Raw genomic sequence first — 24,078 nt, 5'->3', positions numbered from 1 at the left:
GAGTCGAGCTTGCTCGACTCTACAACAGAGGGGGCAAGCATCCCGTCGCTCAGACTGCGCAGCGGTCCAGCCCCCCCCTTACAACGCGTCCGCGTCCAACTCACCGGTACGAATACGCACCACACTGCCCAGGTCGTACACAAACACCTTGCCGTCACCAATCTTCCCGGTGCCGGCGGCCTTCACGATGGCCTCAACCACGGCCTCCACCTGGTCATCGGTCACCGCCACTTCCAGCTTCACCTTCGGCAGGAAATCGACCACATACTCCGCGCCACGGTACAGCTCGGTGTGGCCCTTCTGGCGACCAAAGCCCTTCACTTCCGTCACCGTGATCCCAGTGACCCCACGCTCGGCCAGCGCTTCGCGCACGTCGTCGAGCTTGAACGGCTTGATCACCGCCATGACCATCTTCATCGTCTATCTCCTGTCTTCCGGCGTGGAGGATAGCGCCTGAACGCGGCCCGTGCGAAGCCGCTGCGGCCTGTCCGGGCAGTGGGTGCCAGCAGTATCCTTGTGCCCGAATGGCCTGCCCGCGCCGGATGCACGGGCCCACCCCCACGGAGCACCCCATGATCGACCTGAATCAAATCGATGACCTCGCCCGTCGCCTCAGCGACCTGGTGCCGCCGGGCCTGCGCGAATCGCGCGAGGAACTGCAGGCCACCTTCAAGAGCGCGCTGCAGGCCGGCCTGGCCAAGCTCGACCTGGTCACCCGCGAGGAGTTCGAAGTGCAGCGCGCCGTGCTGCTGAAGACCCGCGAAAAGCTGGATGCGCTGGAAACCGCCGTGCGCGAGCTGGAAGGGCGCGGCGCCGCAGAATGAAAAAAGGAGGCGGACTGCGCCTCCCGTTTACAGATTATTTCCCGGATGGGCCCTTGCAGCAAGGCCCACCGGACGCCCTAGACTCGCCGGCCTGTCGATCCGGCAGGGCAGAGAGGGGCAGTGCCGATGGCACAGGACACCGAATGGACACCCGTTTCGCATGACACCTGCGACCAGGTCGCCGGGCCGTTCTATCACGGCACCCGCGCTGATCTGGCGGTGGGCGAGCTGCTGAGCGCGGGCTTCCGCTCCAACTATCGCGACAGCGTAGTGATGAACCACATCTACTTCACCACGATTGCCAAGGGCGCCGGGTTGGCTGCGGAGATGGCCAGGGGCGAAGGACGGCCGCGCGTATATGTGGTGGAGCCGACCGGGCCGTTTGAAGACGATCCGAATGTGACCAACAAGAAGTTTCCCGGGAACCCGACGCGGTCGTATCGGAGTGCGCAGCCGTTGCGGGTGGTTGGGGAGATTGCGGAGTGGGAAGCCTACGACGCGGAGTTCGTTCGGCAGTTGAAGGCGTTCGTTGCTTCGGGGAGTGGGGAGATCATCAACTGATGGCATGCTGGCGCTGGGCGTTGCGCACTTCTTCATCGGCTTCATAGATGTCCAGCCCGAGCTCAATGCCGCGCTCACCCAAGGCGAGCAGCGCGCGAGGCGAAAGCGAGACACCATCATTGCTGCTGCCCATGAAAAGGCCACAGAACAGATCAGGCCGGAAGCGTGCCAGAGCCTGCCATACGGCGAGATCGCCGGTGAGTTGATCGAGGATCTCGAAGATCTGAGCGTCCAGATCTTCAGGCTCACGACGCTCCGCATCAAGTTGCCAGCTTCCAGTCCTGGCGATACGCACGGTGCCTGATCGGCTGCCTCTGAGTTCCTGGCCCTTGTGATGCGATGCGGCTGGAGTCGCTCCGAGCAAGGCACTGACTTCTTCGGGCAGGAGGCCGTCTCCGAAGAATCGGAGGGTTACCAGGGAATGATCGAATGCTGACATGGGAATCCAGTTGTCCCTTCGGAATCTCTTCCAATCTGTACGTCTTATCGACGCCAGTTCAGCTATCGGCCAGAAGCAGAAATACGCATCGTTCACGAGCATGTCCGCTCAGAAAAAAGCAAGCAAGCCCGCGGCCACACCAAGAGTTTGGAAGCAGACAGTCGTACTCGACGTGCATGGATTCAACGCGTCGCTCGATCCGGGCTTGAATCATAGACAGCAGCGTCATGGGGGAACGAGGCTCACTCATATGCCAACGTGACTAGCCGCTCAAGGAATCGCGGCCGTCGTCCATGGCCCCATGTCCAGTCAAATAGAATTCCCGTTCTATCCAAAGCGCTTCGAGGTATTCCCGGCTTTCCGGGATCAACGCCCAGAGGTTGTAGCCGGCGAGGCTCGCCGCCGTGCCGGCGAGCCGAAAATTCGGTGGAAATTTACGAGCGACAAATGACGCATCGATATCGAATCCCCGAGTTTCCTCGTCTTGGACGAACGAGAATCGGCTACCACTTCCTGTACCCGCTTTTAGATAGTCAGACTGGAGTTTCAGCTCGACCACCAGCGAATCTTCACCAAACCCGAACACCGCCGGAAACGACAGATGCCGTGGTTTGCCGCGATGGCGCTCGCTACGCAGAAATGCGAAGACACCGAAGCCGAGCGAGGGCAATATCTCCCCGCTTTCTTGAGCGACCAGATCGCGAGGCAGAAACAAATCCACATCCTCTCCATAGCCGCGGCGCTTTGGTATCAAATAGAAAACCCGGTTCGCGCTACTCATCAAAGTTTGGTTATCCTTTTACTGACCTGTAGCGAATTCAGAAACGAGGCGGATTTCGCGCCCTCCCATTTCAACTGGGTCGGCGTATCCTTAAAGTTCTTTCCAACGATCGGCGCGGCCACGACATCAACTCCAAAAACGTGCGTTCGCCGCCTATCCGCCTTCGCAATCTTGATCGAGCATTCCTTAGCGAGCAACCAGCTCAGCTCTCGCTTCGTCAGGCCTGAGGCCCCAAAGCTGCTCACCTTCAGCTCGACTACGGACGGCTTCTGATCTTTTGCGACGTGCCGCGCCCACGCACTGGCCTCATGTCCGTAATTACCTATGTAGAAGCCTTGTCCCAGTTCCCCCCCGCCGAGCTTCGTATCGATCTTATTCGCCGCAATCTGTTGAATAGATGACAATGCCCCGCCGTGGTACCACGTACCGTCAACCTCATATTTCTTCTTCAACATACTCTCCCAATCGCCAATGCAGCCTCGCTTAATCGCCCCCGAATAAGCACGTGCACCTGCCTGTCCCGACGTGCTCAGATCGGCATCAGAATTTCTCAACAAAAGACATGCCTCTCCCTAATCAATTTCCCACATCTCCCAGCAGCCAGAAGCGATCATTCAACGCCTGAACTGGGTCGCTTCACGAAGTTGCGCAGGCTTGAATGAGTCTTAGGCAGCTATTCGACGAACTTGTATTGTGCTCGCTCGTCGCAGAGTAGATCCCATTCCGCCCTGCTTATGATCCTAGTTGACCAGCCGTAGTACCCCCATGCAACACATAAGTCTTCTTGCCAGCAGTCATCGCAGGTGAGGCAATGAGGATGGACACTTCTGGCAATGATGTCTTTGCAAACGTCACTCAAGCTTCTGGGGTTGTTGCAATAGCACTTGAACTTTGAATCACGCCTTCTGTCACGGAGCGGACCGACTAGGCGCTGATAGATTTTTGGATGAAATCTCTTGAGTCGCTGATTCACTGCGTCAACAATGTCGGGCCGATCTTTTGCGAGAGCATTGGTGCGCAGATTGAGCAGTTCCCTTTCTGTGTCATAGCGACCTTGATGTATCCGTGCCTCAAGTGAGCCCATTGATCCTCCATAGCCGCCACTACCCAAAAGGCGGACCCGTGGGTCCGGCTATACGATTTGCCCACAAGCACCGTATAGCGCGCCTTACCTTTAATATAGCTCGATCTTAGGTTGGTCCCGTCAGGCAAACAAGCCGGCGTATACCTAGACCGAGAAGTAGTGCTGAAGACCTCAGCAGATGCACGTCCGCCTTTGGTCGAAAGCGGACGCTAGCATTCTGATCGCGACGTCGGGGCCAGCAGGTCTTCTAGCGGCCAGGAGCGGACGCTCGCAGTATCTCAACCACGCCCAATCACGAAGCGGCCTGACGCTGAAAGAACTTCCGAGTCGGCCCTACTTGAACATTTCCAACAAATCCTTGTCTTCATGCCGCTGCTCCCACGTGGATAGAAAGCAGAAGCTCACACCGCTTCGCATGGCAGCCTTCTGGAATCCGGCCAGCTCTTCCTTCGTGATCGGATACTCCACCGGATCAAAGTGCAGAAGCCCCCAGGGCTTGACGAAAGAGAACCCAGGCAGGAGTTCCGAGAAGATCGCCTTGAGCAGGGGCCCGATAATCGAGAAGTCCTTGATCGGACCCGCGCGATTGCCAAGGGCGTGACACTGGCGGCGGATGGTCCTGTCTCCACCGACCAAGCGCGCAATAAAATGGTCCTGGTGCACCTGAACGTAGATCAGTTGGCGACGAAAAATCCTCATCCTCTTCTCAACTCCGCACGCTTAATAGTCGTCCATGTGCCTGCATGCCTTTCCCTCAAAGCGCAGGCTGCGCCTTCAGCGCGCTTGCCCCCCTTCGCACCAAGTACAGCGCAACCAGGAATGGCCACAGCGAGTTGATCGACGAGAACAGGCGCTGTGTCAGCCCCCTGTACCCCTCCGGATCCGCCCCCACCACGTTCAACCAGAGATAGACGATGCCCCCGATGCTCACCACAGCGGTCACGGCGTACGCCCGTCGGTTGGCAGACCATGCGCTCAATTCGATGTGCGACATCGCCGGTGCAATGATGTTTGCGATACCGATGGTATAGAAGCCGTGCATCGGATGGCCCATGGGCCAGAGCCCGTTGGTCAGCATGGAGATGCCAAAGATCATCCAGCAGATCGCACCCACGGCAATCCGTCGACCGGACTCCCGCCATACCCCGATTGAGAACGCCACGAAGCCCATACCGGAGCCGATAGCCGCAATCCTGCCGCAGATGCTTGCAAGCGTTGGCGCCTGCAGCAGCTCGCTGGCGTGCTGGGCAAGCGGGTTGTAACCCGGCGCGAACAGGGCAGCAACGCTGGTCCAGAACAGGAACCACGGAAGCGGGAGCAGACCCGCAGACAGAAGAAGTCGATTGCGGCGTAACACGTCCAGTGATCCTTGTAGCGGCCTGCGCCAGTGGGTGGAGTCCGTTCAAACGCCGCAGAACCTTCCTGCTGCGGGCAGGACAGTTCCTGGTGACTACAACGGTAGTCAGATTCTGCGTGACGCCCCACGGGGTCAATAGGCAGAAAGTCACTCACGCATGGAGGCGAAATACGCGGCATCCATCAGCGACCGTCGGACCAATGCTGTCGCATTTGCCGCACCCTACATCTCTGACCGAAGGTTCTGACGACTCCGTTCCAGAAGTGCCGCTGCGCCAAGCACGCCAAGGCTCTCGCCGCATCCTGGGCTATGCGACAATGCCAAAAGCGTCTCGGGTTTTGGCGGCATTGACCCCTACCCGTTGGCATTCCGAACAACAGCAGGTAATCGTTACTGCGCCACCGTGCATCGGTGGTCGGGACTCGAAAACCCGGATTGCTAGACGTAAGTTTGCGCTTGCCAGCCGGCACCACCGCGCGTGGTGCCGGCTGGCAATCCGTCTGCCGGCTATGGCGGGCGGGGCGTGGGGGCCTCGTGCCCGCCGGCTTTGTCTAGCAACCGGTTTTCGAGCCACGCTCTGCCCGCCACCTTTATCGGTGGCGGCTTCTGCCTGCTTGCACGGAGCCTGCCATGACCACGCCGCACTCCCCTCCCCCGCGCCCGGTCCAGAAAGCGCCCTCGGCCGCCCCTGCCCTGGATCCCAACAGCCTCATCGCCATCCTGCACGCCATCGGTGCGGGCGCGGCGGCCGACGGCCAGGCCTGGCCCGAGCGGCATCACCTGCGCAGCCGGCAGATGGCGTTGTCCGACGCCGACTGCGCGCTCACCGGCCAGCGCATCGTGCAGGAGATCCTGCTGGCGGCCGAACGCACGCGCCAGAACGGTGAGCCTGAGCAGTACGTGGGCGACCGGATGATGGAGGGGCTGGTGATGGCCGATCTGGCGCTTACCGCGTTCATCCACGAACGGATACGGCCCAAGGACTGAGCGCGTTTTGGCGCGTACGTTTCTACCTGTGTCTGGGGTGACAAATGAAGAACCACGGCCTTGCCGCTGCGGCGGTGTGCGCCTCGATCATGGCGGCGGTGTGGATGGGGTGGCCCGACCCTGCGGGCGATCAGGTGTGGGCCTACCAGAAGCTGCAGCCGGCCGATTACCGCTTGCTGCACAGTGATGCGCTTGGCTTTGTGACCGCGAAGGCCCACGAGGGCTTTGAACTGCACGCGCGCCATGCCGGGGCGACGTCCTTCGAGATCCGGTGCAAGGGCGTGCTGGTGATGGACGTGGAGAACGCGCCCTCGCGCGTGCTGATCCGCATGCCTACCGATGCACGGTGGCGGGCGCCGGACATCGAGCGTCTGCGCACCAGCTTCGAGCGTTGGCTGGATCTGCACCAGAGCCAGGGGCGGTTGCTGGTGGAAAGTGCGGGGCCTTCGTGGGTTGAGGCACGGCTTGGGCGCCTTGACAGGTCGGTGCCTGATGACCAGCGCTGCGTGTTCAGGGACCCAGGCCACCCTCGGCTGGAATCTCCCTCGTCATTCCGCCTATCCAGCAGACCATTGCAGGCAGTGGAAGGAATGGCTGCATCATCCTCGGCATTGTTCCGAAATTCCAAAAGAGCCGCGTGAATCACGTGCCCTCGGCACCGTTTCGGCGCAACTTGTGGCTGCGCAGAAGCCCCGCTAGCATCGGCTCAACGGTTTTTCCCGTTCTGCCCCCGCATCCATGATGGAAGCCCCCGTGACCGAATCGACCGCCACTGAAGTTTCAGCCGAAGCCGCATCCCACAAGGGCGAATTCTTCCTGATCGACGCAGGCTTGCTGAGCAACGGCGGGGTACCCGGTATAGAGATCGCCAACGAAGACAAGCTGATCGATCCGGGGATGAATGTCATCTCGCGTCCTGATGGAACGCCAGGCCAGTATCCGGAGCGCCCCCACCTGGTTCATGTGCCCGAGAAGGGCGCAATGCCACGCGATCTGGAAGAGCTCGCTGGCATCTGGATTGTGTCGGAGCCGTTGAAGCAGCTATTTGAGCAGATGGACCCCCAGGCGTTTGCCTTTGTGGCCTGCGACTTCAGCCTTGCCGACGGCAGCCCCGGGCCTCAGTACTACCTGGGCAATGTGCTGCGCAGGCTCGACGCTCTGGATGAAGCCTCGTCCCGCGTGAGAATCAAGCTCGACCACAATTATCAGACCGGCGAGGACGAGAAGCTTTACAGCCTTGTCGGCGGCGCCAGCCTGGTGTTCAAACAGGACGTTGTGGGCGATGCCCATATCTTCCGCCAGGATCGTATGGGCGCACCGCCCATCTGCGACCGCGCGATTTTTGATGCATTGAATGCCGCCAACTTCTCCGGCGTACGGCTGCGCGACGTAGCCGATCTCTAGGACGAGCGCCTTCAAACGGATTCTTGAATGAGGTGGTGCGCATGGCCGACACACCGGTTTTCCAGGGACACCATCTGATCGAACAGAATGCGTTCGAACAAAGCCAGCTGCTGAAGTCGCTTGCCAGGAGTGGTCATTTCACGCTCCACGGTTCCGACAACATCCTCAACCTGCCCGCGAACCCCGCGCTGGCAACCCGGTTGGGTATATCGCCGCACTCGGGCGGCCCGTTGAGTGCGTACTCGGATCAACTGAAGTTCGTTCTCGACGACCTCGCAGAAACCTACGATGGCCGAGCGCTGTTGGCGAAGGATTCTGCGCCGGATGTGCGCGCTGCCGCCGCCGAGCGTATGGCTGCCCGCATCCAGAACCTGGAGTTCACGCTTCGCGCCGGCATCCTCAACGGCGACCTGGTCACCAACACGCCGGAGAACATGACCCCGGCCGAAGCCAACGCCAGGATCCGCACCTTCTTCGCCGATCTGGACGGCTACCAGCGCACCCACGCCGCGCAGATTGCGGAACTGAAGACCCTCAACCCGTCCGAGTTGCGCTGGCGCGGCGTCATCCACTCCGAAGCCAACGTGACGGCGGCGCTGGATGCCATCGACCAATCCGGCAACTCCACCCTGAGCGAGCGCTGGGGGGGCCGCGCATCGTTGGGCACCGCAATCCAGGAGGCCAACCAGGGCGGCCGCCTGCCGCTGAGCGAGCACACCGCGGCCCGCGTGCGTACGGCGTTCAACCCGGAGATGCCACTGACCATCGTGCGCCCTGGCCCGGCAACCACCGCTCCGGAACTGGCCGGCTCTGCTGGGCGCGCTGGCGCTGCGGAAGGCGCCGCCGAAGCTGCCACCGCGCGGGGACAGATTACCGGCGCACGCGTACTCGGGGCTGCGGGTGTTGCCGCACTGGCGGTGGACTTCGCCATCACCGGCCACCGCGTGGCCGAGTTGCACAGCGAAGGCAACAACGCCGGCGCAAAATCTGCGGCCACCCACTTCGTGGGGCGCACTGCAGGCGGCTTCGGTGGCGGCTTCCTGCTGGGCGCGGGGTACGGATTGTTCACCGGATCGTGGACTGGGCCAGGTGCGCTGGCTACCGGGCTGCTGGGCGGCGTGGCCGGTGGCTTCGGCGGTGAGTACTGGGCGCAGTACCAGGACAAGAAAGCGGTTTACACCCAGGTGGACCGCAGCGGCAACGAATGGAGCCGCGATCCGGAAGATGCCAAGGCCACTTGGAGCCGCAGCGTGCGCACGCCGCAACCCGACGGAAGCTACCGCGAGACCACCATGGTCGCCGGTGGCCGGCTGCTGGATGAGCTGAACTACAAGGCCGCCAACGACTCATATTCACTGGGCATGGCCAACCTGCCCAAGCCGCAGAACCCCTTCAAGCTTGATGCAGGCGGCGAGAGCGCGCCGCCGCGCGAGCCGTTTGAAACCAACCGCCACTACGTGCGCAATCCGCACAACGGCGAATGGAACCTCTCCATCCACGCGATGATTGATGGACGCGTCCCTTTTGACTACAGCGTGCCTGTCGGCCCGGAAAAATCGGGCCAACTGGAACGGGAATCGCAGCGCATCATTGCCCAGAACGCCTTGAACACGCCGGAGGCGCTTGCCGCCCGTTACCAGGTGGCGTTCAACCAGTACAACTGGCACGAGTTCGCCACCATTGAGCCGGTACCGGAGGTGATCACCAACGCGCTGACCCAGACGCAGCCCCTGCGCGCTTCCAACGGCGAGAAGTACACGCAGGATGCCAACGGGCAGTGGCAAACGCCGGGTTGGGTGTATGGCACCAACCCGGCCGAGGGCAGCATCGTCGAGGAGCTCAATCGTACGCGCCAGAGCCAGCAGGCCGGCGTACAGGAGCTGACGTCCATGGCCGACATCGCCCGGGCCAACCCCACGCCAACCGAATACGGCCTGCGCAGTCAGGTGGTGGACGCCTACCGTAGTGCCGGCATTGTGCGCAGTGCCGAAGAGATTGATGACGCCGTAGCCGCCGTTGCCCAGGATCACGCTCGCGCCGTGCCCGACTTCGGTACGTTCATGCTGCAGGTACAGAAGGATGGCTCGCTGGCCACACTGGCCGGGAAAGATGACGAGCGCATGCAGATCGTCTGCGTCACCACGCCACAGGAGATTGCCCAGGCACACGTGCAGCGCTCGACTGCGGAGCAGCAGCCCGCGGATGCCCTGCCGCGCGCGCCAACTTCACCTGAGCCCGCACCGAGTGCATCGCCGCCACACACTTCCAGGCCTGCCACGCAGCACGACGCTGACGTAGACCGGCGCCACGGCACGGCCCTGCGCCCAGATGGCAGTGGGTTGCTGGAGCAGCTGCGCTCGTCGGTAGCCATGCTGGATGAGAAGAACAACAAGCCGTGGGACCAGAACAGCGACCGCCTGCTGGCCAGCGCCTACCGGCTTGCGGCAGACGCCGGGTTCAAGCCCAGCGACAAAGTAGACATGGCACTGAGCGAAGCCACCGAAGCCCATGCTGCGGGCTCCACGCTGTTCGTGACGCGCTCAGGACCGGGCGCGTCATCGGACCCCGCCGCCAACCGGGTGCAGATGCCAACACAGGAGGCCCTGGCGGTCGCACCGGAGCAGCAGTATGCAGCGGCCAACCGGAGCCTCGGCGCTCAGGACCGGGAGCAGTCGCAGCAGCTGGCGCAAGCGCAGGAACGGCAGCAGGAAGAGAGCCGGCAGGGGCCGCGGTTGGGTTGATGGCAACGTGACGCTTGGGTTCTTCATGAGAACGCCAGGGTTCCTGCCTGGCCGGAATCAGGCGAATGCTCCCTCCGAACATCTCAAGCCTTCCGGGCGTTAGCCCGCACTCCCGAGCGTGCCCATTGCTGGGAGTGTCACGGCACTACCGCTCTGATCTGCGAGGTCATACACCACCAATGCCTCGTCTCCAGTTCCGGCGCTGCATCTGAGTGCACCACTGTTGTCCCAGGCTGCAGACCCTCCCGTCATCTCGAATCCATCGGCATGGCCCACGCCGTTGCATACCAACACGTTCATCCCAAGCTCCCGCGCGACTGTTGCGTAGTGGCGGTGAGCCCGCTCCATACCGATCATGTTCTTTGCAACACTGGCAACGTAGACCGTCGCTCCCGCGTCCTTGGCCCGCAATGCACTTTCCATCTGTAGCGACTCGAAGCAGATGGCGGGGACAAGAATTTCCTCTCCAAGGGTTACTGACAGGGACGTGGTTCCTGCCTTGAAATAAGGCAGTTCGTCGGCATGCAGCATCTGCTTGGTGTAGACAGCCGGTGCCTGACCGCTGCGGAAGACGAACATGCCGATCTCCGGCCCATCGTTGCCGCGATACGGCCCGCCGACTGCGACCAGAATCTGGTGCCGATCGCTCAGAGACTGGAATACCTCCAGATGCGCGTCATCTGGGGTCATTGCCAGCTGTTCGGCCAACCGTGGCTCATAGCCGGTCAGCGACATCTCCGGAAAGAAGACCGCCGCACCGCCACACGAGACGGCCCGTTCAATGAAGTGCACGTGCCGTTCGATATTGCCATCGATGTCGCCAGGAGCTGATCGCATCTGTGCTGCAACAATCTTCATTCCATCCTCTCTACTCAGACGCAGGCTGAAGCAAGAACCGCCTCGTACGCTGATTATGCAACCGCCGGTTGAGTGCATCCATCGGGGATCGAGGCGCGATTTTGACGCTTCAGCGAGGCGACTCCTGATGCGCAGCGATGACTATTCAGAGCGAAGGATCGCCCTTGACCGGAATCCCCCTAGCCGTTTCACCCGCAATGCCCGATGGCGCCGTGCCGAATGCCTGCCGCACCATCAAACATCCATCCGCAGGAAACCACACATGAGCCTGGCGCTGGTCCACAGCCGTGCCCGCGCCGGGGTCGATGCCCCGCTGGTGCGGGTGGAAGTGCATCTCTCTGGCGGCCTGCCTGTCACCCAGATCGTGGGCCTGGCCGAAACCAGCGTGCGCGAATCCCGCGAGCGCGTGCGTGCCGCCCTGCTCTGCGCACGCTTCGACTTTCCACAGCGGCGCATCACGTTGAATCTGGCGCCCGCCGACCTGCCCAAGGAAGGTGGGCGCTACGACCTGGCGATTGCCTTGGGCATTCTTGCGGCCAGCGGCCAGGTCGATCCACAGTCGCTGCTTCAATACGAGTTTCTGGGCGAGCTGGGGCTGACCGGCGAGCTGCGGCCGGTGGCCGGTGCACTGCCGGCCGCGATTGCGGCGGCCGAAGCCGGGCGCATTCTGGTGGTACCGCCAGGGAATGCCGCAGAGGCAGCTTTGGCCGAGCACGCCGATGTGCGTGTAGCGCGTACGCTGCTGGAGTGCTGCGCCGGGTTGGGCAATCCGCGCCTGTTGCCGCCCGTGGAACGCGTGGACACGACACCGTTGCCACTACCCGATCTGGCCGACGTGCGCGGGCAGGCGCATGCACGACGCGCATTGGAAGTGGCTGCCGCCGGTGGGCACCATCTGTTGTTGATCGGCAGTCCTGGCTGCGGCAAGACACTGCTGGCTTCGCGCCTGCCCAGCCTGTTGCCGGATACCGAAGAGACTGAGGCGCTGCAGCTGGCCGCGATTGCATCGGTGAGTGGCGAAGGACTGGACCCGCGACGGTGGCGGCAGCGGCCCTTTCGGGCACCGCATCACAGTGCCAGTGCGGCGGCGCTGGTAGGTGGGGGCAACCCGCCCTGCCCCGGTGAGATATCACTGGCCCACCATGGAGTCCTCTTCCTTGATGAGCTTCCAGAGTGGAACCGCAGCGCGCTGGAGACCCTGCGCGAGCCACTGGAGTCCGGCCACATCCGCATCGCCCGCGCGGCACGCAGCGTGCAGTACCCCGCGCGGTTCCAACTGGTGGCCGCGATGAATCCCTGCCCGTGCGGCTGGGCCGGTGACCGCAGCAACCGCTGCCTGTGCAGCGACGAACGGATCAATCGCTACCGCGCGCGGGTGTCTGGCCCGTTGCTGGACCGCATCGATCTGCATATCGGCGTGACGCGGATGGACGCGGTGGAGCTGCGGGAGAGCACGCCGCTGGGTGAGCCCAGTGCTGCGGTACGCGCACGGGTGGAAGCCGCCCACGCCCGGCAGCAGGCGCGTGGCGCGCTCAATGCGCATCTGCCGCCAGCGGCGCTGCGGGCGTGCACGAAGCTGAGCGAGGCCGATCAGGATCTGTTGGAGCAGGCCATCGAGCGTCTGCAGCTTTCGGCACGTGCGATGCACCGGATTCTGCGGGTGGCGCGCACGATTGCTGATCTGGCGGGTTGCGAGGTGATCCAGACAGCGCATCTGGCTGAGGCCATTGGCTACCGGCAGCTGGACCGGGGAAAGCCCTAGAAGCACCGTCCCGAGTGGTCGTTGGTAGAGTCGACTGTTAGTCGACTCGCGCGCGAAGCGCGGTCTCCTGGTGGGCCGACGCGAAGAGCAGTCGACTAACAGTCGACTCTACCAGGAGCGGGTCATGGCGACGGATGGTGCGATGGTGCCGGAGCGGGTCATGGCCGCCTGGCGGCGCTAATGCCGCCCCCGCGCATCACGCAGCGGAATCCACCCGCCCACGCTTCGCCAGCAGCGCCACCCGACGGCTGACCAGCGCATGGAGCTCCGCCAGCTCCGACGCCCGGTCAGCCGTCATGTTCCCGCCAAACAGCACCCGCGACAACGCCGCCTCGTCGCTGTCCTCCGGGTGCTGCCACCGGTCCCGGTACACCTTCTGGCACACCAGCCAGGCCAGCCGCAGCCCCCCACCGGGCAACGGACGGACCACGCGCTCGTAGACGTGCCAGAACTGGTACTCGGCCTGCAGGTCGATCACAGGCGCCACGGACAGCGCCTGCCGGGGCCGTCCTGGGCCCCGGATGCCGAACAGCAGGGTTCGCGGGTTGTGCTGTGCCATGCCAACAGGATGACCCAGCAACATTGTGGGAACCTTGCGTCGTTGCCAGAAAATCCCTGTTGTTTGCGCAAGGCGGGCTTCCGGGCGGGTTTTGGGGTCAGAGCCCTTTGCCGTGCAAAGGGCTCTGACCCCGGCCTTCGTTGCCTCAGAACGTCATCGAGGTACTGAACATCAGCTGCCGTGGCGCGCTGCGCTGCAGGGTCTGGTAATCCCCCGAGAACGACGAGCCGGCGATGGTGGCGGTGCCGATGTTGTGGCGGTTGAACAGGTTGCTCACGTCCAGCCGCAGCTCCAGGCCGGGCACCGCGCTGTCCGTACCGAAGCGGTAGGCGGCATAGGTATTGACCTGCCAGAACGTCGGCACGCGGATGTCGTTCTCGTAGGTGAAGGGCTGGCGCAGGTAGGAGGTGCTGGTGGCACCAAAACGCCAATCGCCGAAATGCGCCGACAGGTCGCTGACCAGCGAGATCTGCGGGTAACCCGGCTGGGCGTTGCCCTTGATCGGGTACACCGTGTCGCCCACCACGAAGTCACTGTCGTAGTAGGAACGGGCCACAGCCACGCCCTGGTAGAACTGCAGGTGGTCGGTCAGGTCGGCGGTGATGCCGAGGTCGGCACCGATCACGTGCATCTTCGGCATCAACCGCACGGTGTTGATCTGTGCGAACTGAGTGCCGATGGCCGCCGACAGCAGTCGGTTGCGGATGTCGTTGTAGAACACATCGCCGGTGATCGTCAGCCGATCGAAGCGATGCGACGCGCCCACGGTGAGGTTCCAGTTCTTCTCCGGGCGGAGCGTGCCCGCCACGCGGTCGAACTCTTCCTGGTCGGTGATGGTCCATGCCGAGGCGGTGTAGCCGATGTTGCCGCGCTGGGCAACGCGATAGCCGTTCATGGTGTTGGCCAGGTCGATGAAGGCATCGGTGGATTCGGTCGGGCTCCAGAACAACGAGACATGCGGCAGGAAGTTGCTCTTCGCGCGCAGCGTGCCGTTCACCGGACGATCCTTGGCGTCACCGAGGCCGCCACCGCTGGTGCGGAAGTCCACGGCCTTGAAGCCAACGCCCAGCTTCAGTGTGTCGTTCAGCACGATGTCGTCCTGCAGGTAGAACTGGCGCGAGCGGGTGACCCAGCTCGACGCGTTGTCGGTCTTGAACGCGGGGCCATACACATCGAACGGACCGGTGGCCTTCAGTGGTAGGCCCTCGCCCAGCAGCGGCTGCTGGTACCACTCGGTCTTGGCTGCGGCCTTGCTCTTCTCCTGCCAGAAGCCGGCGGTGAAGGTGTGCGCGCCCGCCTCGAACTGCAGGTTGAGCATGCCGCCCAGCCGGTTGAGGCGCGGTGTCTGCACCTGTTCGGAGAACGGCGCGCCGTTGGGCGACGGTACGGTCGGGTCGGTCAGCGTGGCCTGGGTGTGGCTGTTGGCGTTGTACAACTGCACGTTGCCGCTCAGCGCCGGACTGATCTGGAAGCGATGGCTGATCGAAGACACCCGGTCACGGGTGATCTGACCGGTGTCGTACGGAATCAGTTCGGACAGCTCACCGCAGGTGTAGGCGCCGCAGGACTTGTCCGCATTCTCCGGCGAGGCCACGTAATACGCCCAAGCGTAGTCCGGGTAGAAGATGTCGGCCTTCCAGCCCAGCTTGCGGATCATGTCGAAGGAGATGTTGTTGTAGCCCCAGACCTTGGCCTCGCTGTCTGACAGGAACACGGTGAAATCGCCCCAGGCGACGTCCTGCTGGAGCTTCAGGTCGCCGCGCAGGAAGTTCTGCGTGCCCTCGCCCTGGTACTTGTCGGCGGACACACGCTGCAGGTCGACCAGCACTTTCGGGCCATGCTCGCCGAGCTGGCCGCTCTGCCCGGATACGGTGGTGACCAGCGTGCTGTTGCTGCCCACGCCCTGCTTCACGCGCAGGCTGGGCGTGTCCTGCAGCTCGCGCAGGCGGTATTCCAGGCTGCCGCCGTTGACGCTGCTGGAGAACACGCTGACCGGTGCGCCACCGGGGCTGACCGTGATCGCGCCGATGCCATCGGGCACGCCCACGTTCACCACGCTGGTGCCGGTGAGCGAGAGGAAGCCGTTGTCGTTCAGCGGCACGCCTTCGAAGGTGATGCCCATTTCGTTCATGCGGAAGCCGCGCACGAACAGGCTGGTCGCCGAGATATCCAGGCCCAGCCCGTCGGTAGCGGTGTAGCTGGCACCGGGCACCTGCTTCAGCATCGCCAGGCCGTTGTTGCCGGTGACCATCGCGTCGAGGTCGTCTGCCTTGATGATGTAACGGTTGGGGCCGACCACCTGGGTCGGTGCAACGGCCGCGCCGCGCGGTGTGGCGATCACCTGCAGGGCGTTGAGCGTGGTGGGCGTGTCGAGCGCGGCGTCGTGCGTGTCTGCGGCGTACGCAGGTGCGGTGATGGCCGCGATGATGGCCAGGGCGAGGCGCGTCGTGGGTGGGGTGTTCATGGGCAGATCCAGGGTGCAGGAGAGAGCGGCGCAGGCGCACGCCCAGCGCGTTGCAGCACCGGTGTCGGCGCCCTGGCTGGCGATGCGATTGCGTTGAGGGAGTGACGGCGCAGTGCGCGCCGGTCAGTTGCAGAGGAAGACGATCATCTGCCTCAGAATTCGATGGCGTGATTTCGACGTGCGAAATTCTTGCATCGGTCTGCCGCATTCGCCATTGCGCGGTGGTACAGCGCCGATGGCGATAGGGATGGGTGGGTTATACGTGGGTATAGCTTCGGCGTGGTGGGGGCCGAGCTTGGTCGGCGCTTGCCGTTTTTGTGTGCCAACCAAGGTTGGCACCTACCGGGCAAAGTGTGCCAACCAAGGTTGGCACCTACCGGGCGGAGTGTGCCAACCGAGGTTGGCACCTACCAGGGCATAGGGACGCTCGGTTACCGCAGGACGAAACGCTCAATGGCGCGCGCCACGCCCTCATCGGCATTGCTGGTGGTTTCAAACCGGGCAACCGCCTTCACTGCATCAATGGCATTGCCCATCGCCACGCTGGTACCGGCGTACTGCAGCATGGTCAGGTCGTTTTCCTGGTCGCCGATGGCCATCACGTTGGCGCGGTCGATGCCCAGGTGCTCGGCCAGCTTCTGCAGGCTCGGGCCCTTGCCTGCGCGGTGGTCGAACACTTCCAGGAAGTACGGCGCGCTCTTCAATACCGCGAAGCGCTCGGTCAGTTCGCTGGGCAGGCGCGCGATGGCGGCATCCAGTACCTCGGGCTCGTCGATCATCATCAGCTTGATGAAGGACATCGACGGGTCCATGTCTTCCACGCGGCGATAGGACAGCGGCATCCGCGAAAGATGCGAGTCGGCCACGGTGTAGTAGCTGATGTCCTGGTTGGGCGTGTACATGCGCTGGCTGTCCAGCGCCTGGAAGTGCACGCCCACTTCGCGGGCTACCTGCTCGCAGAACAGGAAATCGTCGAAGCTGAGCGGATACTCGACCACGGTTTCGCGCGTGCCGACGCGCTGCACCAGCCCGCCATTGCAGGCGATGCAGTAGTCGTCGTTGCCGGTGATGCCGAGCTCGTGCAGGTACGGCGCCAGGCCCGGAACCGGGCGGCCACTGGTCAGCACGATGTGCACGCCCAGCGCCCGCGCCTGCGCGATGGCCTTCCTGGCGCGTGGGGTGAGCTGGTGCGACGGGTCCAGCAGGGTGCCATCCATGTCGATGGCGACCAGTTCGATGGTCGATTGCCTGCGGCCCATGTCCATTGCGTTCAACTCGTGCGGGGCACGCCAGTTTACCCCCTCATGCCCGGTTCACCTCTTTGCCCACGTTGGCCGGGATACTGCAGGAGCCTGTGCGTTCCCCACCGCAGGACGGCCCGCTGACCGCCCTTCCCTGGAGAAGCTTGCGACGCATGACCTACCGTGCCCCCGAAACCGACGACAGCGCCCCCCTGGCCCAGCAGATCGAGCAGATGATCGACGAGCTGCCCGGCGACCAGGTGCGTGTCGGCACCCTGCTCAGTGCGCTGGGCGATGAAGGCCTGTTGCTGATCGTGATCCTGCTCTCGGCCATCTTCATCATCCCGGTGTCGATTCCCGGGCTGAGTACAGTGTTTGGTGCCTCGATCCTGCTGATCGGCCTGAGCCGGGTGCGCAACCGCCCGCTGTGGGTACCGCAGAAGCTGGCGCGCCGCGAGATCGCCACCGACAAGCTGAAGGCCAACCTCGGCCGTGCGCTGAAGTGGGTGCACCGCATGGAGCGGCTGTCGCGGCCGATGCGGCTGGCGGTGATGGTGCGCTCGAAGAAGATGATGCGCCTGAACAACCTGATGCTGGTGTTCGCGACCCTGCTGCTGATGGCGCCGGCCGGACCGATTCCCTTCAGCAACACGCTGCCGGCACTGGCGCTGATGTCGTTTGCGATTGGCTTCATCCAGCGCGATGGTGCGGCGGTGGCCGCCGGTTATGGTTTCGTGGTGGCCACGGTGGTGTATTTCGGCGTGCTGCTGGGTGGCGTGGGGTTTGCTGCCGAGTCGGTGTTCAGCGGGTTCCGGGCACGCTGAACCCGGTGGCAGAACCGGCAGGGCGGAGTCGACAGTGTAGTGTCGACTGCCCTTCGCTGCTTACCGGGGAAGCACGCGCTGCGCGCTCGAGTCGACTGACAGTCGACTCTACCGGATGTTCTCCGGCCATGGCTCGACGCTACACAGCTACTTGACTGACACCCGCCACACCACGTCGCCCACGTCATCAGCCACCAGCAGCGCGCCTTCGGCGTCCATCGCCATGCCCACCGGTGCACCCATCAGGGTCTTCTCGTCCTTCGAGGCGAAGCCGCTGACTACGGTCTGCGGCCGCCCGATCGGCTTGCCGTCCTTGAACGGTACGTAGACCACTTCGTAACCACTCAGCGGCGAGCGGTCCCAGCTGCCGTGTTCGCCGATGAAGGCGCCGCCGTGGTACTGCGCCGGCAATGCCTGGCCGGTGTAGAACAACAGGCCCAGCGGTGCCACGTGCGAGCCGATGGCGTAGTCCGGTGTGATCGCCTTGGCCACCAGGTCCGGCCGCTGCGGCTGCACGCGCTCGTCCACGTGCTGGCCGTAGTAGCTGTAGGGCCAGCCGTAGAAGCCATCCTCCTTCACCGAGGTGAGGTAATCCGGCACCAGGTCGGCACCGATCTCGTCGCGTTCGTTCGCCACCGCCCACAACGTGCCAGTGCTCGGCTCCCAGTCCAGGCCGGTCGGGTTGCGGATGCCCGACGCAAAGATACGGCTGCCACGGGTGGCTACGTCCACTTCCAGCACCACTGCGCGGCGGTACTCGACGGCCAGACCATTTTCGGTGATGTTGCTGTTGGAGCCCACGCCAACGTACAGCTTGCGGCCATCGCGGCTGGCCAGCAGTTCCTTGGTCCAGTGGTGGTTGATGGTGCTGGGCAGGTCGGTGAACTCGCGGCCCTTGTCGGACATGCGGGTTTCACCAGGCACGTAGTGGTACTGCACGATGTTGCCGGTGTTGGCCACGTACAGCGTGTCGCCGATCAGCTGGATGCCGAACGGCGAATGCAGGCCTTCGATGTAGACATGCTGGGTCCAGGTGTTCGTTCCCGGCGTGCGGCGCAGCAGGGTGACCCGGTTGCCGCCCTTGCCGGCCTTGCCCGAGCGCGCCTTCACCTTGCCGGCGATCCACTGCTTGGGCGTGGTGACCGGTTCTTCGCCGGGGCCGTTGCCTTCCACCACCAGTACATCGCCGTTGGGCAGGGTCAGCAGCCGCCGCGGATGCTGCAGGTTGGCGGCGATGCGCTCGATCTTCAGGCCTTCGGCCACCGTGGGGGTCTGTCCATCAGCCCAGCCAACGCCCTTGGGTACCTGCATCGGCGGCATCAGGAAGTTGGCCGGCTTGGGCAGCGGCGGCTGCGGGCCCGACTGGTCGGCCGGATGGTACTCGGCCTTGCCGGCGCAGGCCGACAGGGCGGCGGCCAATGCCAAGGCGGCGACGGTGGGCAGGATGTGCTTAGCCATGACGACCTCCCTGCAGCACCGGCGGCTGCAGTGACAGCAGGATCAGGCCCAGGGCGATCAGGGCCACGGTCAGCGCCGACAGGATCGTGCCTGGCACTGCAACGGCATACGCATCGCGGCTGTGCACGAAGGCGTTCCAGATGGCCAGCACCACCGCGACCAGGTTGAGGAAGAAGTCGATGCGGTCGATACGGGTAGCCGTGCCGTTGCGGCGCCAGACCGCGAACAGGTTGATCAGGCGCGGAAGGATGGCGATCAGCAGGCCGAAGGTGATCAGCCAGGCGGCGGCCTTGCCCCACATCACCTCGGCGCTGTTGAGGTAGATCGCGTCGAAGATCAGTGCACCGACGAAGAAGCCGAAGGGTATCGGGTTCAACAGGCTGAACAGCGTGGTGCCGAGGCCGCGATGGGCCTGGGCCAGAGGGTTGACCATCATCGTGCTCCGATGCGGAAGGGTGCACGGGCTGTAGTAACACAGCGCGATGTGAGGGCGCGCGATGATACCCGGCGGGGCTGCCACACCCACCGCGCAGGCACCCCGCTACGCGGATTCGTCCTCGCGCACCTCGTGGAAGGGCAGCATCGTCTCGAAGCCGAATTCGTGTTCCATGCTGGTGCGGACCAGGCCGCCGATGGCGTAGCGGCTGGTGTTGGCATGCACGTCTATGCCACCGAGCCGCCACTCGGTGCGCAGGTGCAGCGTCTCTGCGCGGCGCATGACGATCCGTTCCTCCTGCAGCAGCGCGCGTCGGTGCCTCTTCATCAACAGCCGCAGCGGTTTCACCGTGGTGATGCCGAATGCGGCCAGCTCGGGCAGCAACTCGGCGATATCGGCATCGTCGCCATAGTCGTGGCTGCGCGTATGCACGGACAGCACCACCTTGCGGATGGCGGCAACCGAGAGCGGGGTCTGGTCTGCGCGCGCACGTGCACGCTGGCGTCCATTCTTCATGCGTGTCTTCATCTGCATGTGATTACCACGTTTCCGGCCCTCGAAGCAGACGCGCGAAGATGGCGTGAAGGCATTCGAATGCCCTGTCATAACCTGACGTACTAAGCGTTTGTGACGCAATTGGCACATTCGCAGATTGTTTGTGTGAAGAGGTAGGGGGTTGTTCGTTGTGTCGCGTTTGGCTCGTTGCGATGGGGCAGTTCCGCCCCGCCGTCCTGCCATGCCGATTCACAACAGAAGGATTCGTGTATGAAGCGACACACGCAACGCTCCGCGCCACCGCGCTCTGCGCGCCTGGCCCTCGCCACTGCCCTGGTGCTGGGCAGCCTGGCCGCCACCGCTCAGGCCCAACAGGCCGATCCGTTGGCGGGTATCCAGTGGCACCTGCTCAACACCGGTCAGACGGTCCCGGCCGACACACTGCCGGTAGCCGGCAACGATCTGAACGTGGATGGCCTGTTCCGCAATGGCATCCGCGGCCAGGGCGTCACCATCGCCATCGTCGACGATGGCCTGCAGATCGCGCATCCGGACCTGGCGGCCAACGTGGCCGCGGTGGCCGGCAAGAACTTCACCAATGGCTCGAACAACCCCACCCCGACCAACCCGGATGTCGACAACCACGGCACCATGGTCGGTGGCATCGCCGGTGCGGTGGGCGCCAACAACCTGGGCGTGCGCGGTGTGGCCCCGGCGGCGACGCTGAAGGGCTTCAACCCGATTTCGCGCTCAGCCCTGGGCAACCAGCAGAGCAACATCGAGTACGCCTGGTGGGACGGCGCGGAGTCGGCCGACGTGCAGGTGTTCAACAACAGCTGGGGCGCCGGCCCGGGCAATCCGAACCTGCCGTTGGCGTACAGCGAAAACACGATTCGTTCGTATGAGCAGGCCCTGTCGGGGACGCGCGGTGGCCGTGGCGGCATCTACGTGAAGTCGGCCGGCAACAACTTCAACAATGCCTCGATCAGCCAGACCCAGGATGTCTGCACCACCGACACCAAGAACCGCAACACCGGCTGCGTGCCGGCTGGCCGCGACCCGCGCAACAACCTGTTCAACGTCATCACCGTAGGCGCGGTGCGCGCCGATGGCGTGCGCTCGTCGTATTCCTCCACCGGCTCGGCGCTGTGGGTGTCGGCCTTTGGCGGCGAGTACGGCCTGCAGGCGCAGTACGCCCCGGGCCTGGTGGCACGCGCCTACGACCCGGCCATCGTCACCACCGACGTGACCGGGTGCGCGCAGGGCAGCAACAAGAACACCAACCGCCAGAACACGCTGGACAGCAACCTGTCGGCCATCGACAGCACCTGCAACTACACCGCCAAGATGAACGGCACGTCCGCGTCGGCACCGATGGTGTCGGGCGTGGCCGCACTGGTGCTGGAAGCCAATCCGAACCTGTCCTATCGCGATGTGAAGTACATCCTGGCCACCACCGCCACCCGCAACCACCCGAACCAGCCGGCGGTGACACTGGCCGACGGGCGCACGCTGGTGCCGGGCTGGACGGTGAATGCTGCCGGCCGTGCCTACAGCAACTGGTATGGCTTCGGCGTAGTCAACGCTGCACGCGCGGTGCAGGTCGCCGAGAACTTCCAGCCGCTCGGTGCGCTGGTCGACAGCGGCTGGCGCAACACCACGCGTACCGTGGCCATCGGCAACACCTCGGCTGCCGCCGCACGCCTGACCTTCCAGTTGGCCAACGGCGCGCGCAACATCGAAAGCGTGCAGCTGGGCTTCCGGGTCAACCACCGCAACACGCGCCAGCTGCAGTTCGTGCTGGTGTCGCCCAGCGGTACCCGCAGCGTGGTGCAACCGGCGTTCACCGCGATCGGTTCGGGCACGGGTGGCGCGCAGAGCAACTTCACCAGCTGGGACCTGCTGTCCAGCAATGCCTTCCTGGATGAGAACGCCAGCGGCACCTGGACGCTGGAAGTGACCGACATGGGGCAGGCCGCGACCGCTGCATCGCGTGGCAACCTCGAATTCTTCAAGATCCGCGTTCTGGGGCACTGATGATGAAGACCACCATTCTGTTGAGCACGCTCGCCTTCGCGGCGATGACCTCCCCTGCCTGGGCACAGAGCTCGGGGCAGACCCCTCCAGCCAGGACCCTGTCGACCGTGGACGCGCAGGAACTGAAGGCCTCCGCTACCGGCCGTTCGTTCGATGTGGGCGGCACGCGCTTCCAGCTGTCCCCCTCGACCACCGTGAAGCAGGCCAGCGGCGGTCAGTTCACGATCACCCCGCAGGCGGCGGCGACCACCAGTTCGCGTACCAAGCGTTCGCTGGATGGCTCAGCGGCGGCGCCTGCTGATGCCGGTGCCGGCAAGTTCGCGGCGGCGGTCTCCCGTGACGGAGCGCCGGTGGTGGCGACCTCGCGGGTCAAGGTGTTCTTCACCGATGCGGCCTCGGCCCAGCGTGCGGCCACCGCCACCGGCGGCACCGTGGTGAAGGTGTCGAAGGCTTCGGGCCAGGCCATCGTGGAGTATCCGTCGGTGAACGCGGCACTGGATGCGACCACCAGGCTGCTGTCCACCGCCGGTATCCGCGCCACCGAGCCGGACGTGGTGCAGTGGGAAGAAACCAAGTAAGGCGTTGAGTGGTGCCCCCGGCCGGTTGGCTCTCCTGGCCGGCCGGGGGATTGGTGTGGGGGTGTGCCGACCAACGGTCGGCACCCACGTGTCGACCAAGGTCGACACCTACCGGGGCAGCGGGCGCGACGAACAGGCGGCATCAGCCGCGCATGGCCTGGGATTACCGGGCGGCGAGTGTGTCGCTGTGCTTGCGGCTGCAGCTGGCCAGTGCGTCGTTGCCGGCGGCCGGGTGGCCGGGCTCGAGCAGCAGGCGCTGCACGTCGGAAAACAGCTTGTCCACCGGCATGCCATAGGGCGCGAACAGGCGCAGTCGACCCTGGCGGTCGAACACGTAACCGCCGGCGATGTGGCTCATGGTGTAGGTATCCGGTACCTGGCCGGGTTCCTTTTCGTAGAACGCCTTGAAGTCGCTGGCCATCGCGGCCAGTTGTGCTTCGTTGCCGACCAGCGCGATCGCCTTGGGGTCGAAGGCTTCCACATAGGTGCGGGCGACTTCGGGCGTGTCGCGTGCGGGATCGACACTGACGAAGACCACCTGCAGCTGGTCGGCATCCTTGCCCATCAGGTGCTTGACCTGGCTCAGCTCGACCATCGTGGTCGGGCACACGTCCGGGCAGCTGGTGAAACCGAAGAACAGATAGGTCACCGGCCCCTGCAGGTCCTTCGGACCGCGCACGGTGCCGTGGCTGTCGGGCATCGACCACTGCTGGCCGAGCTCTTCGCAGGCGATGTCCTTGGAGTAGAAGTCCATGCGCGACTGCGCACTGCAGCCGGCCAGCAGGCCGAGCAGCAGGCCTGCGGCCAGCCGCAGGCCACGTTGGGGGAACGCGATGCCTTTCACGGTTCGCAGGCTCAGTTGATCATCATGTGGTAGTGCATGCTCCAGATGATCCACACCGACAACGCGACGATGATGAACAGGATCACCAGGGTGAACACGAAGCTGGCCAGGTTCCAGCCACCTTCGGACTTGCGGTCCATGTGCAGGAAATAGACCAGCTGCACCAGGATCTGCGCCACCGCGAAGCCGACCAGCAGAAACAGCGTGAGCGGGCGCGACAGCACCGGGTTCATCACCAGTGCGAACGGCACCACGGTCAGCAGCGCGCACAGCACGAAGCCGATCAGGTAGGACTTGGTGGAGCCGTGCGCATTGCCTGCGCGCGAAGTTTCGACGTGGGCCAT

General features: G+C 64.0%; 25 protein-coding genes. 10 read left to right on the top strand and 15 right to left on the bottom strand.

The window, feature by feature from the left end; all coding sequences use genetic code 11:
* Positions 1-78: 78 nt before the first annotated feature.
* Entirely contained in the window at positions 79-417 is a 339-nt protein-coding gene (locus JLDANKMP_RS19930) for a P-II family nitrogen regulator (RefSeq protein ID WP_005411374.1), read from the bottom strand.
* Between the two features lie 155 nt (positions 418-572).
* Between JLDANKMP_RS19930 and JLDANKMP_RS19925 the strand changes: the two genes are divergently transcribed.
* Together JLDANKMP_RS19925 and arr are read left to right on the top strand one after the other, a co-directional pair.
* Positions 573-824: an accessory factor UbiK family protein gene (locus JLDANKMP_RS19925; RefSeq protein WP_005411375.1), complete on the top strand. Its 252-nt coding sequence runs from the start codon at positions 573-575 to the stop codon at positions 822-824.
* Positions 825-950: 126 nt separating this feature from the next.
* Entirely contained in the window at positions 951-1,385 is a 435-nt protein-coding gene (arr, locus tag JLDANKMP_RS19920; protein WP_212561933.1) for an NAD(+)--rifampin ADP-ribosyltransferase, read from the top strand.
* On the opposite strand, the gene JLDANKMP_RS19915 is transcribed toward arr, so the two are convergent.
* The 5 genes from JLDANKMP_RS19915 to JLDANKMP_RS19895 all read right to left on the bottom strand — a co-directional run bounded on the left by JLDANKMP_RS19915 (position 1,378) and on the right by JLDANKMP_RS19895 (position 5,046).
* A complete protein-coding gene (locus tag JLDANKMP_RS19915; RefSeq protein WP_212561932.1) occupies positions 1,378-1,824 on the bottom strand; it encodes a DUF4279 domain-containing protein in 447 nt (148 codons plus the stop codon). The two genes, arr and JLDANKMP_RS19915, sit on opposite strands and share 8 nt — an antisense overlap.
* Before the next feature lie 262 nt (positions 1,825-2,086).
* The gene (locus JLDANKMP_RS19910; protein ID WP_099605007.1) at positions 2,087-2,605 is read right to left on the bottom strand and encodes a hypothetical protein; all 519 of its coding nucleotides are present in this window, start codon (positions 2,603-2,605) and stop codon (positions 2,087-2,089) included.
* The gene (locus JLDANKMP_RS19905) at positions 2,605-3,057 is read right to left on the bottom strand and encodes a hypothetical protein (RefSeq protein WP_123959156.1); all 453 of its coding nucleotides are present in this window, start codon (positions 3,055-3,057) and stop codon (positions 2,605-2,607) included. Before JLDANKMP_RS19905 ends, JLDANKMP_RS19910 begins: the two co-directional genes overlap by 1 nt.
* A gap of 965 nt (positions 3,058-4,022) precedes the next feature.
* Positions 4,023-4,388 (bottom strand): hypothetical protein, encoded by a 366-nt coding sequence (locus JLDANKMP_RS19900; RefSeq protein ID WP_099605010.1) that lies wholly within the window; start codon positions 4,386-4,388, stop codon positions 4,023-4,025.
* 55 nt (positions 4,389-4,443) lie between these two features.
* On the bottom strand, positions 4,444-5,046 hold the full coding sequence (locus JLDANKMP_RS19895) for a DUF998 domain-containing protein (protein WP_212561931.1): 603 nt from the start codon (positions 5,044-5,046) through the stop codon (positions 4,444-4,446).
* A 630-nt stretch (positions 5,047-5,676) separates the two neighbouring features.
* Here JLDANKMP_RS19895 and JLDANKMP_RS19890 point away from each other — a divergent pair.
* From JLDANKMP_RS19890 to JLDANKMP_RS19875, 4 genes are all read left to right on the top strand, one after another.
* The gene (locus JLDANKMP_RS19890) at positions 5,677-6,033 is read left to right on the top strand and encodes a hypothetical protein (RefSeq protein ID WP_212561930.1); all 357 of its coding nucleotides are present in this window, start codon (positions 5,677-5,679) and stop codon (positions 6,031-6,033) included.
* Positions 6,034-6,122: 89 nt separating this feature from the next.
* A complete protein-coding gene (locus JLDANKMP_RS19885; protein WP_249337018.1) occupies positions 6,123-6,674 on the top strand; it encodes a cold-shock protein in 552 nt (183 codons plus the stop codon).
* A gap of 100 nt (positions 6,675-6,774) precedes the next feature.
* Positions 6,775-7,437: a DUF1629 domain-containing protein gene (locus JLDANKMP_RS19880; protein ID WP_212561928.1), complete on the top strand. Its 663-nt coding sequence runs from the start codon at positions 6,775-6,777 to the stop codon at positions 7,435-7,437.
* A 41-nt stretch (positions 7,438-7,478) separates the two neighbouring features.
* Complete coding sequence (locus JLDANKMP_RS19875; protein WP_212561927.1) at positions 7,479-10,178, top strand: XVIPCD domain-containing protein; 2,700 nt, start codon at positions 7,479-7,481, stop codon at positions 10,176-10,178.
* A 99-nt stretch (positions 10,179-10,277) separates the two neighbouring features.
* On the opposite strand, the gene JLDANKMP_RS19870 is transcribed toward JLDANKMP_RS19875, so the two are convergent.
* Positions 10,278-11,036, bottom strand: a complete 759-nt coding sequence (locus JLDANKMP_RS19870) for a carbon-nitrogen hydrolase family protein (protein WP_212561926.1) — start codon at positions 11,034-11,036, stop codon at positions 10,278-10,280.
* A gap of 262 nt (positions 11,037-11,298) precedes the next feature.
* On the opposite strand from JLDANKMP_RS19870, the gene JLDANKMP_RS19865 reads away from it, so the two are divergent.
* Entirely contained in the window at positions 11,299-12,798 is a 1,500-nt protein-coding gene (locus tag JLDANKMP_RS19865) for a YifB family Mg chelatase-like AAA ATPase (RefSeq protein WP_012481486.1), read from the top strand.
* 196 nt (positions 12,799-12,994) lie between these two features.
* On the opposite strand, the gene JLDANKMP_RS19860 is transcribed toward JLDANKMP_RS19865, so the two are convergent.
* The 3 genes from JLDANKMP_RS19860 to yidA form a co-directional block, all read right to left on the bottom strand.
* Complete coding sequence (locus JLDANKMP_RS19860; RefSeq protein ID WP_212561925.1) at positions 12,995-13,381, bottom strand: hypothetical protein; 387 nt, start codon at positions 13,379-13,381, stop codon at positions 12,995-12,997.
* Between the two features lie 121 nt (positions 13,382-13,502).
* Positions 13,503-15,821: a TonB-dependent receptor gene (locus tag JLDANKMP_RS19855; protein ID WP_212561924.1), complete on the bottom strand. Its 2,319-nt coding sequence runs from the start codon at positions 15,819-15,821 to the stop codon at positions 13,503-13,505.
* Between the two features lie 431 nt (positions 15,822-16,252).
* On the bottom strand, positions 16,253-17,086 hold the full coding sequence (gene yidA, locus JLDANKMP_RS19850; protein ID WP_212561923.1) for a sugar-phosphatase: 834 nt from the start codon (positions 17,084-17,086) through the stop codon (positions 16,253-16,255).
* A gap of 149 nt (positions 17,087-17,235) precedes the next feature.
* On the opposite strand from yidA, the gene JLDANKMP_RS19845 reads away from it, so the two are divergent.
* On the top strand, positions 17,236-17,886 hold the full coding sequence (locus tag JLDANKMP_RS19845) for an exopolysaccharide biosynthesis protein (RefSeq protein WP_005411467.1): 651 nt from the start codon (positions 17,236-17,238) through the stop codon (positions 17,884-17,886).
* A 147-nt stretch (positions 17,887-18,033) separates the two neighbouring features.
* Here the strand turns inward: JLDANKMP_RS19845 and JLDANKMP_RS19840 are convergent, their stop codons facing one another.
* The 3 genes from JLDANKMP_RS19840 to JLDANKMP_RS19830 form a co-directional block, all read right to left on the bottom strand.
* Positions 18,034-19,344: a sorbosone dehydrogenase family protein gene (locus tag JLDANKMP_RS19840; RefSeq protein ID WP_212561922.1), complete on the bottom strand. Its 1,311-nt coding sequence runs from the start codon at positions 19,342-19,344 to the stop codon at positions 18,034-18,036.
* Positions 19,337-19,777: a DUF2231 domain-containing protein gene (locus tag JLDANKMP_RS19835; protein ID WP_005411469.1), complete on the bottom strand. Its 441-nt coding sequence runs from the start codon at positions 19,775-19,777 to the stop codon at positions 19,337-19,339. Before JLDANKMP_RS19835 ends, JLDANKMP_RS19840 begins: the two co-directional genes overlap by 8 nt.
* 108 nt (positions 19,778-19,885) lie before the next feature.
* Positions 19,886-20,296, bottom strand: a complete 411-nt coding sequence (locus JLDANKMP_RS19830; protein ID WP_224481904.1) for a hypothetical protein — start codon at positions 20,294-20,296, stop codon at positions 19,886-19,888.
* 249 nt (positions 20,297-20,545) lie between these two features.
* Between JLDANKMP_RS19830 and JLDANKMP_RS19825 the strand changes: the two genes are divergently transcribed.
* Positions 20,546-22,312, top strand: a complete 1,767-nt coding sequence (locus JLDANKMP_RS19825) for a S8 family serine peptidase (protein ID WP_088470670.1) — start codon at positions 20,546-20,548, stop codon at positions 22,310-22,312.
* Positions 22,312-22,890 carry a DNA breaking-rejoining protein gene (locus JLDANKMP_RS19820; RefSeq protein WP_212561921.1) on the top strand — a complete coding sequence of 193 codons (579 nt, stop codon included), beginning with the start codon at positions 22,312-22,314 and terminating at the stop codon, positions 22,888-22,890. Before JLDANKMP_RS19825 ends, JLDANKMP_RS19820 begins: the two co-directional genes overlap by 1 nt.
* A 163-nt stretch (positions 22,891-23,053) precedes the next feature.
* On the opposite strand, the gene JLDANKMP_RS19815 is transcribed toward JLDANKMP_RS19820, so the two are convergent.
* A complete protein-coding gene (locus JLDANKMP_RS19815) occupies positions 23,054-23,734 on the bottom strand; it encodes an SCO family protein (RefSeq protein WP_212561920.1) in 681 nt (226 codons plus the stop codon).
* A gap of 11 nt (positions 23,735-23,745) precedes the next feature.
* Positions 23,746-24,078, bottom strand: coding sequence for a cytochrome o ubiquinol oxidase subunit IV (gene cyoD / locus JLDANKMP_RS19810; protein ID WP_005411473.1), 333 nt, complete (start codon positions 24,076-24,078; stop codon positions 23,746-23,748).

The sequence above is a fragment of the Stenotrophomonas sp. PE591 genome, from assembly GCF_018320795.1.
GTDB classification, from domain to species: domain Bacteria; phylum Pseudomonadota; class Gammaproteobacteria; order Xanthomonadales; family Xanthomonadaceae; genus Stenotrophomonas; species Stenotrophomonas maltophilia.
Note: the sequence above shows the minus strand (reverse complement) of the source record. Positions and strands in the feature narration are given on the sequence as shown.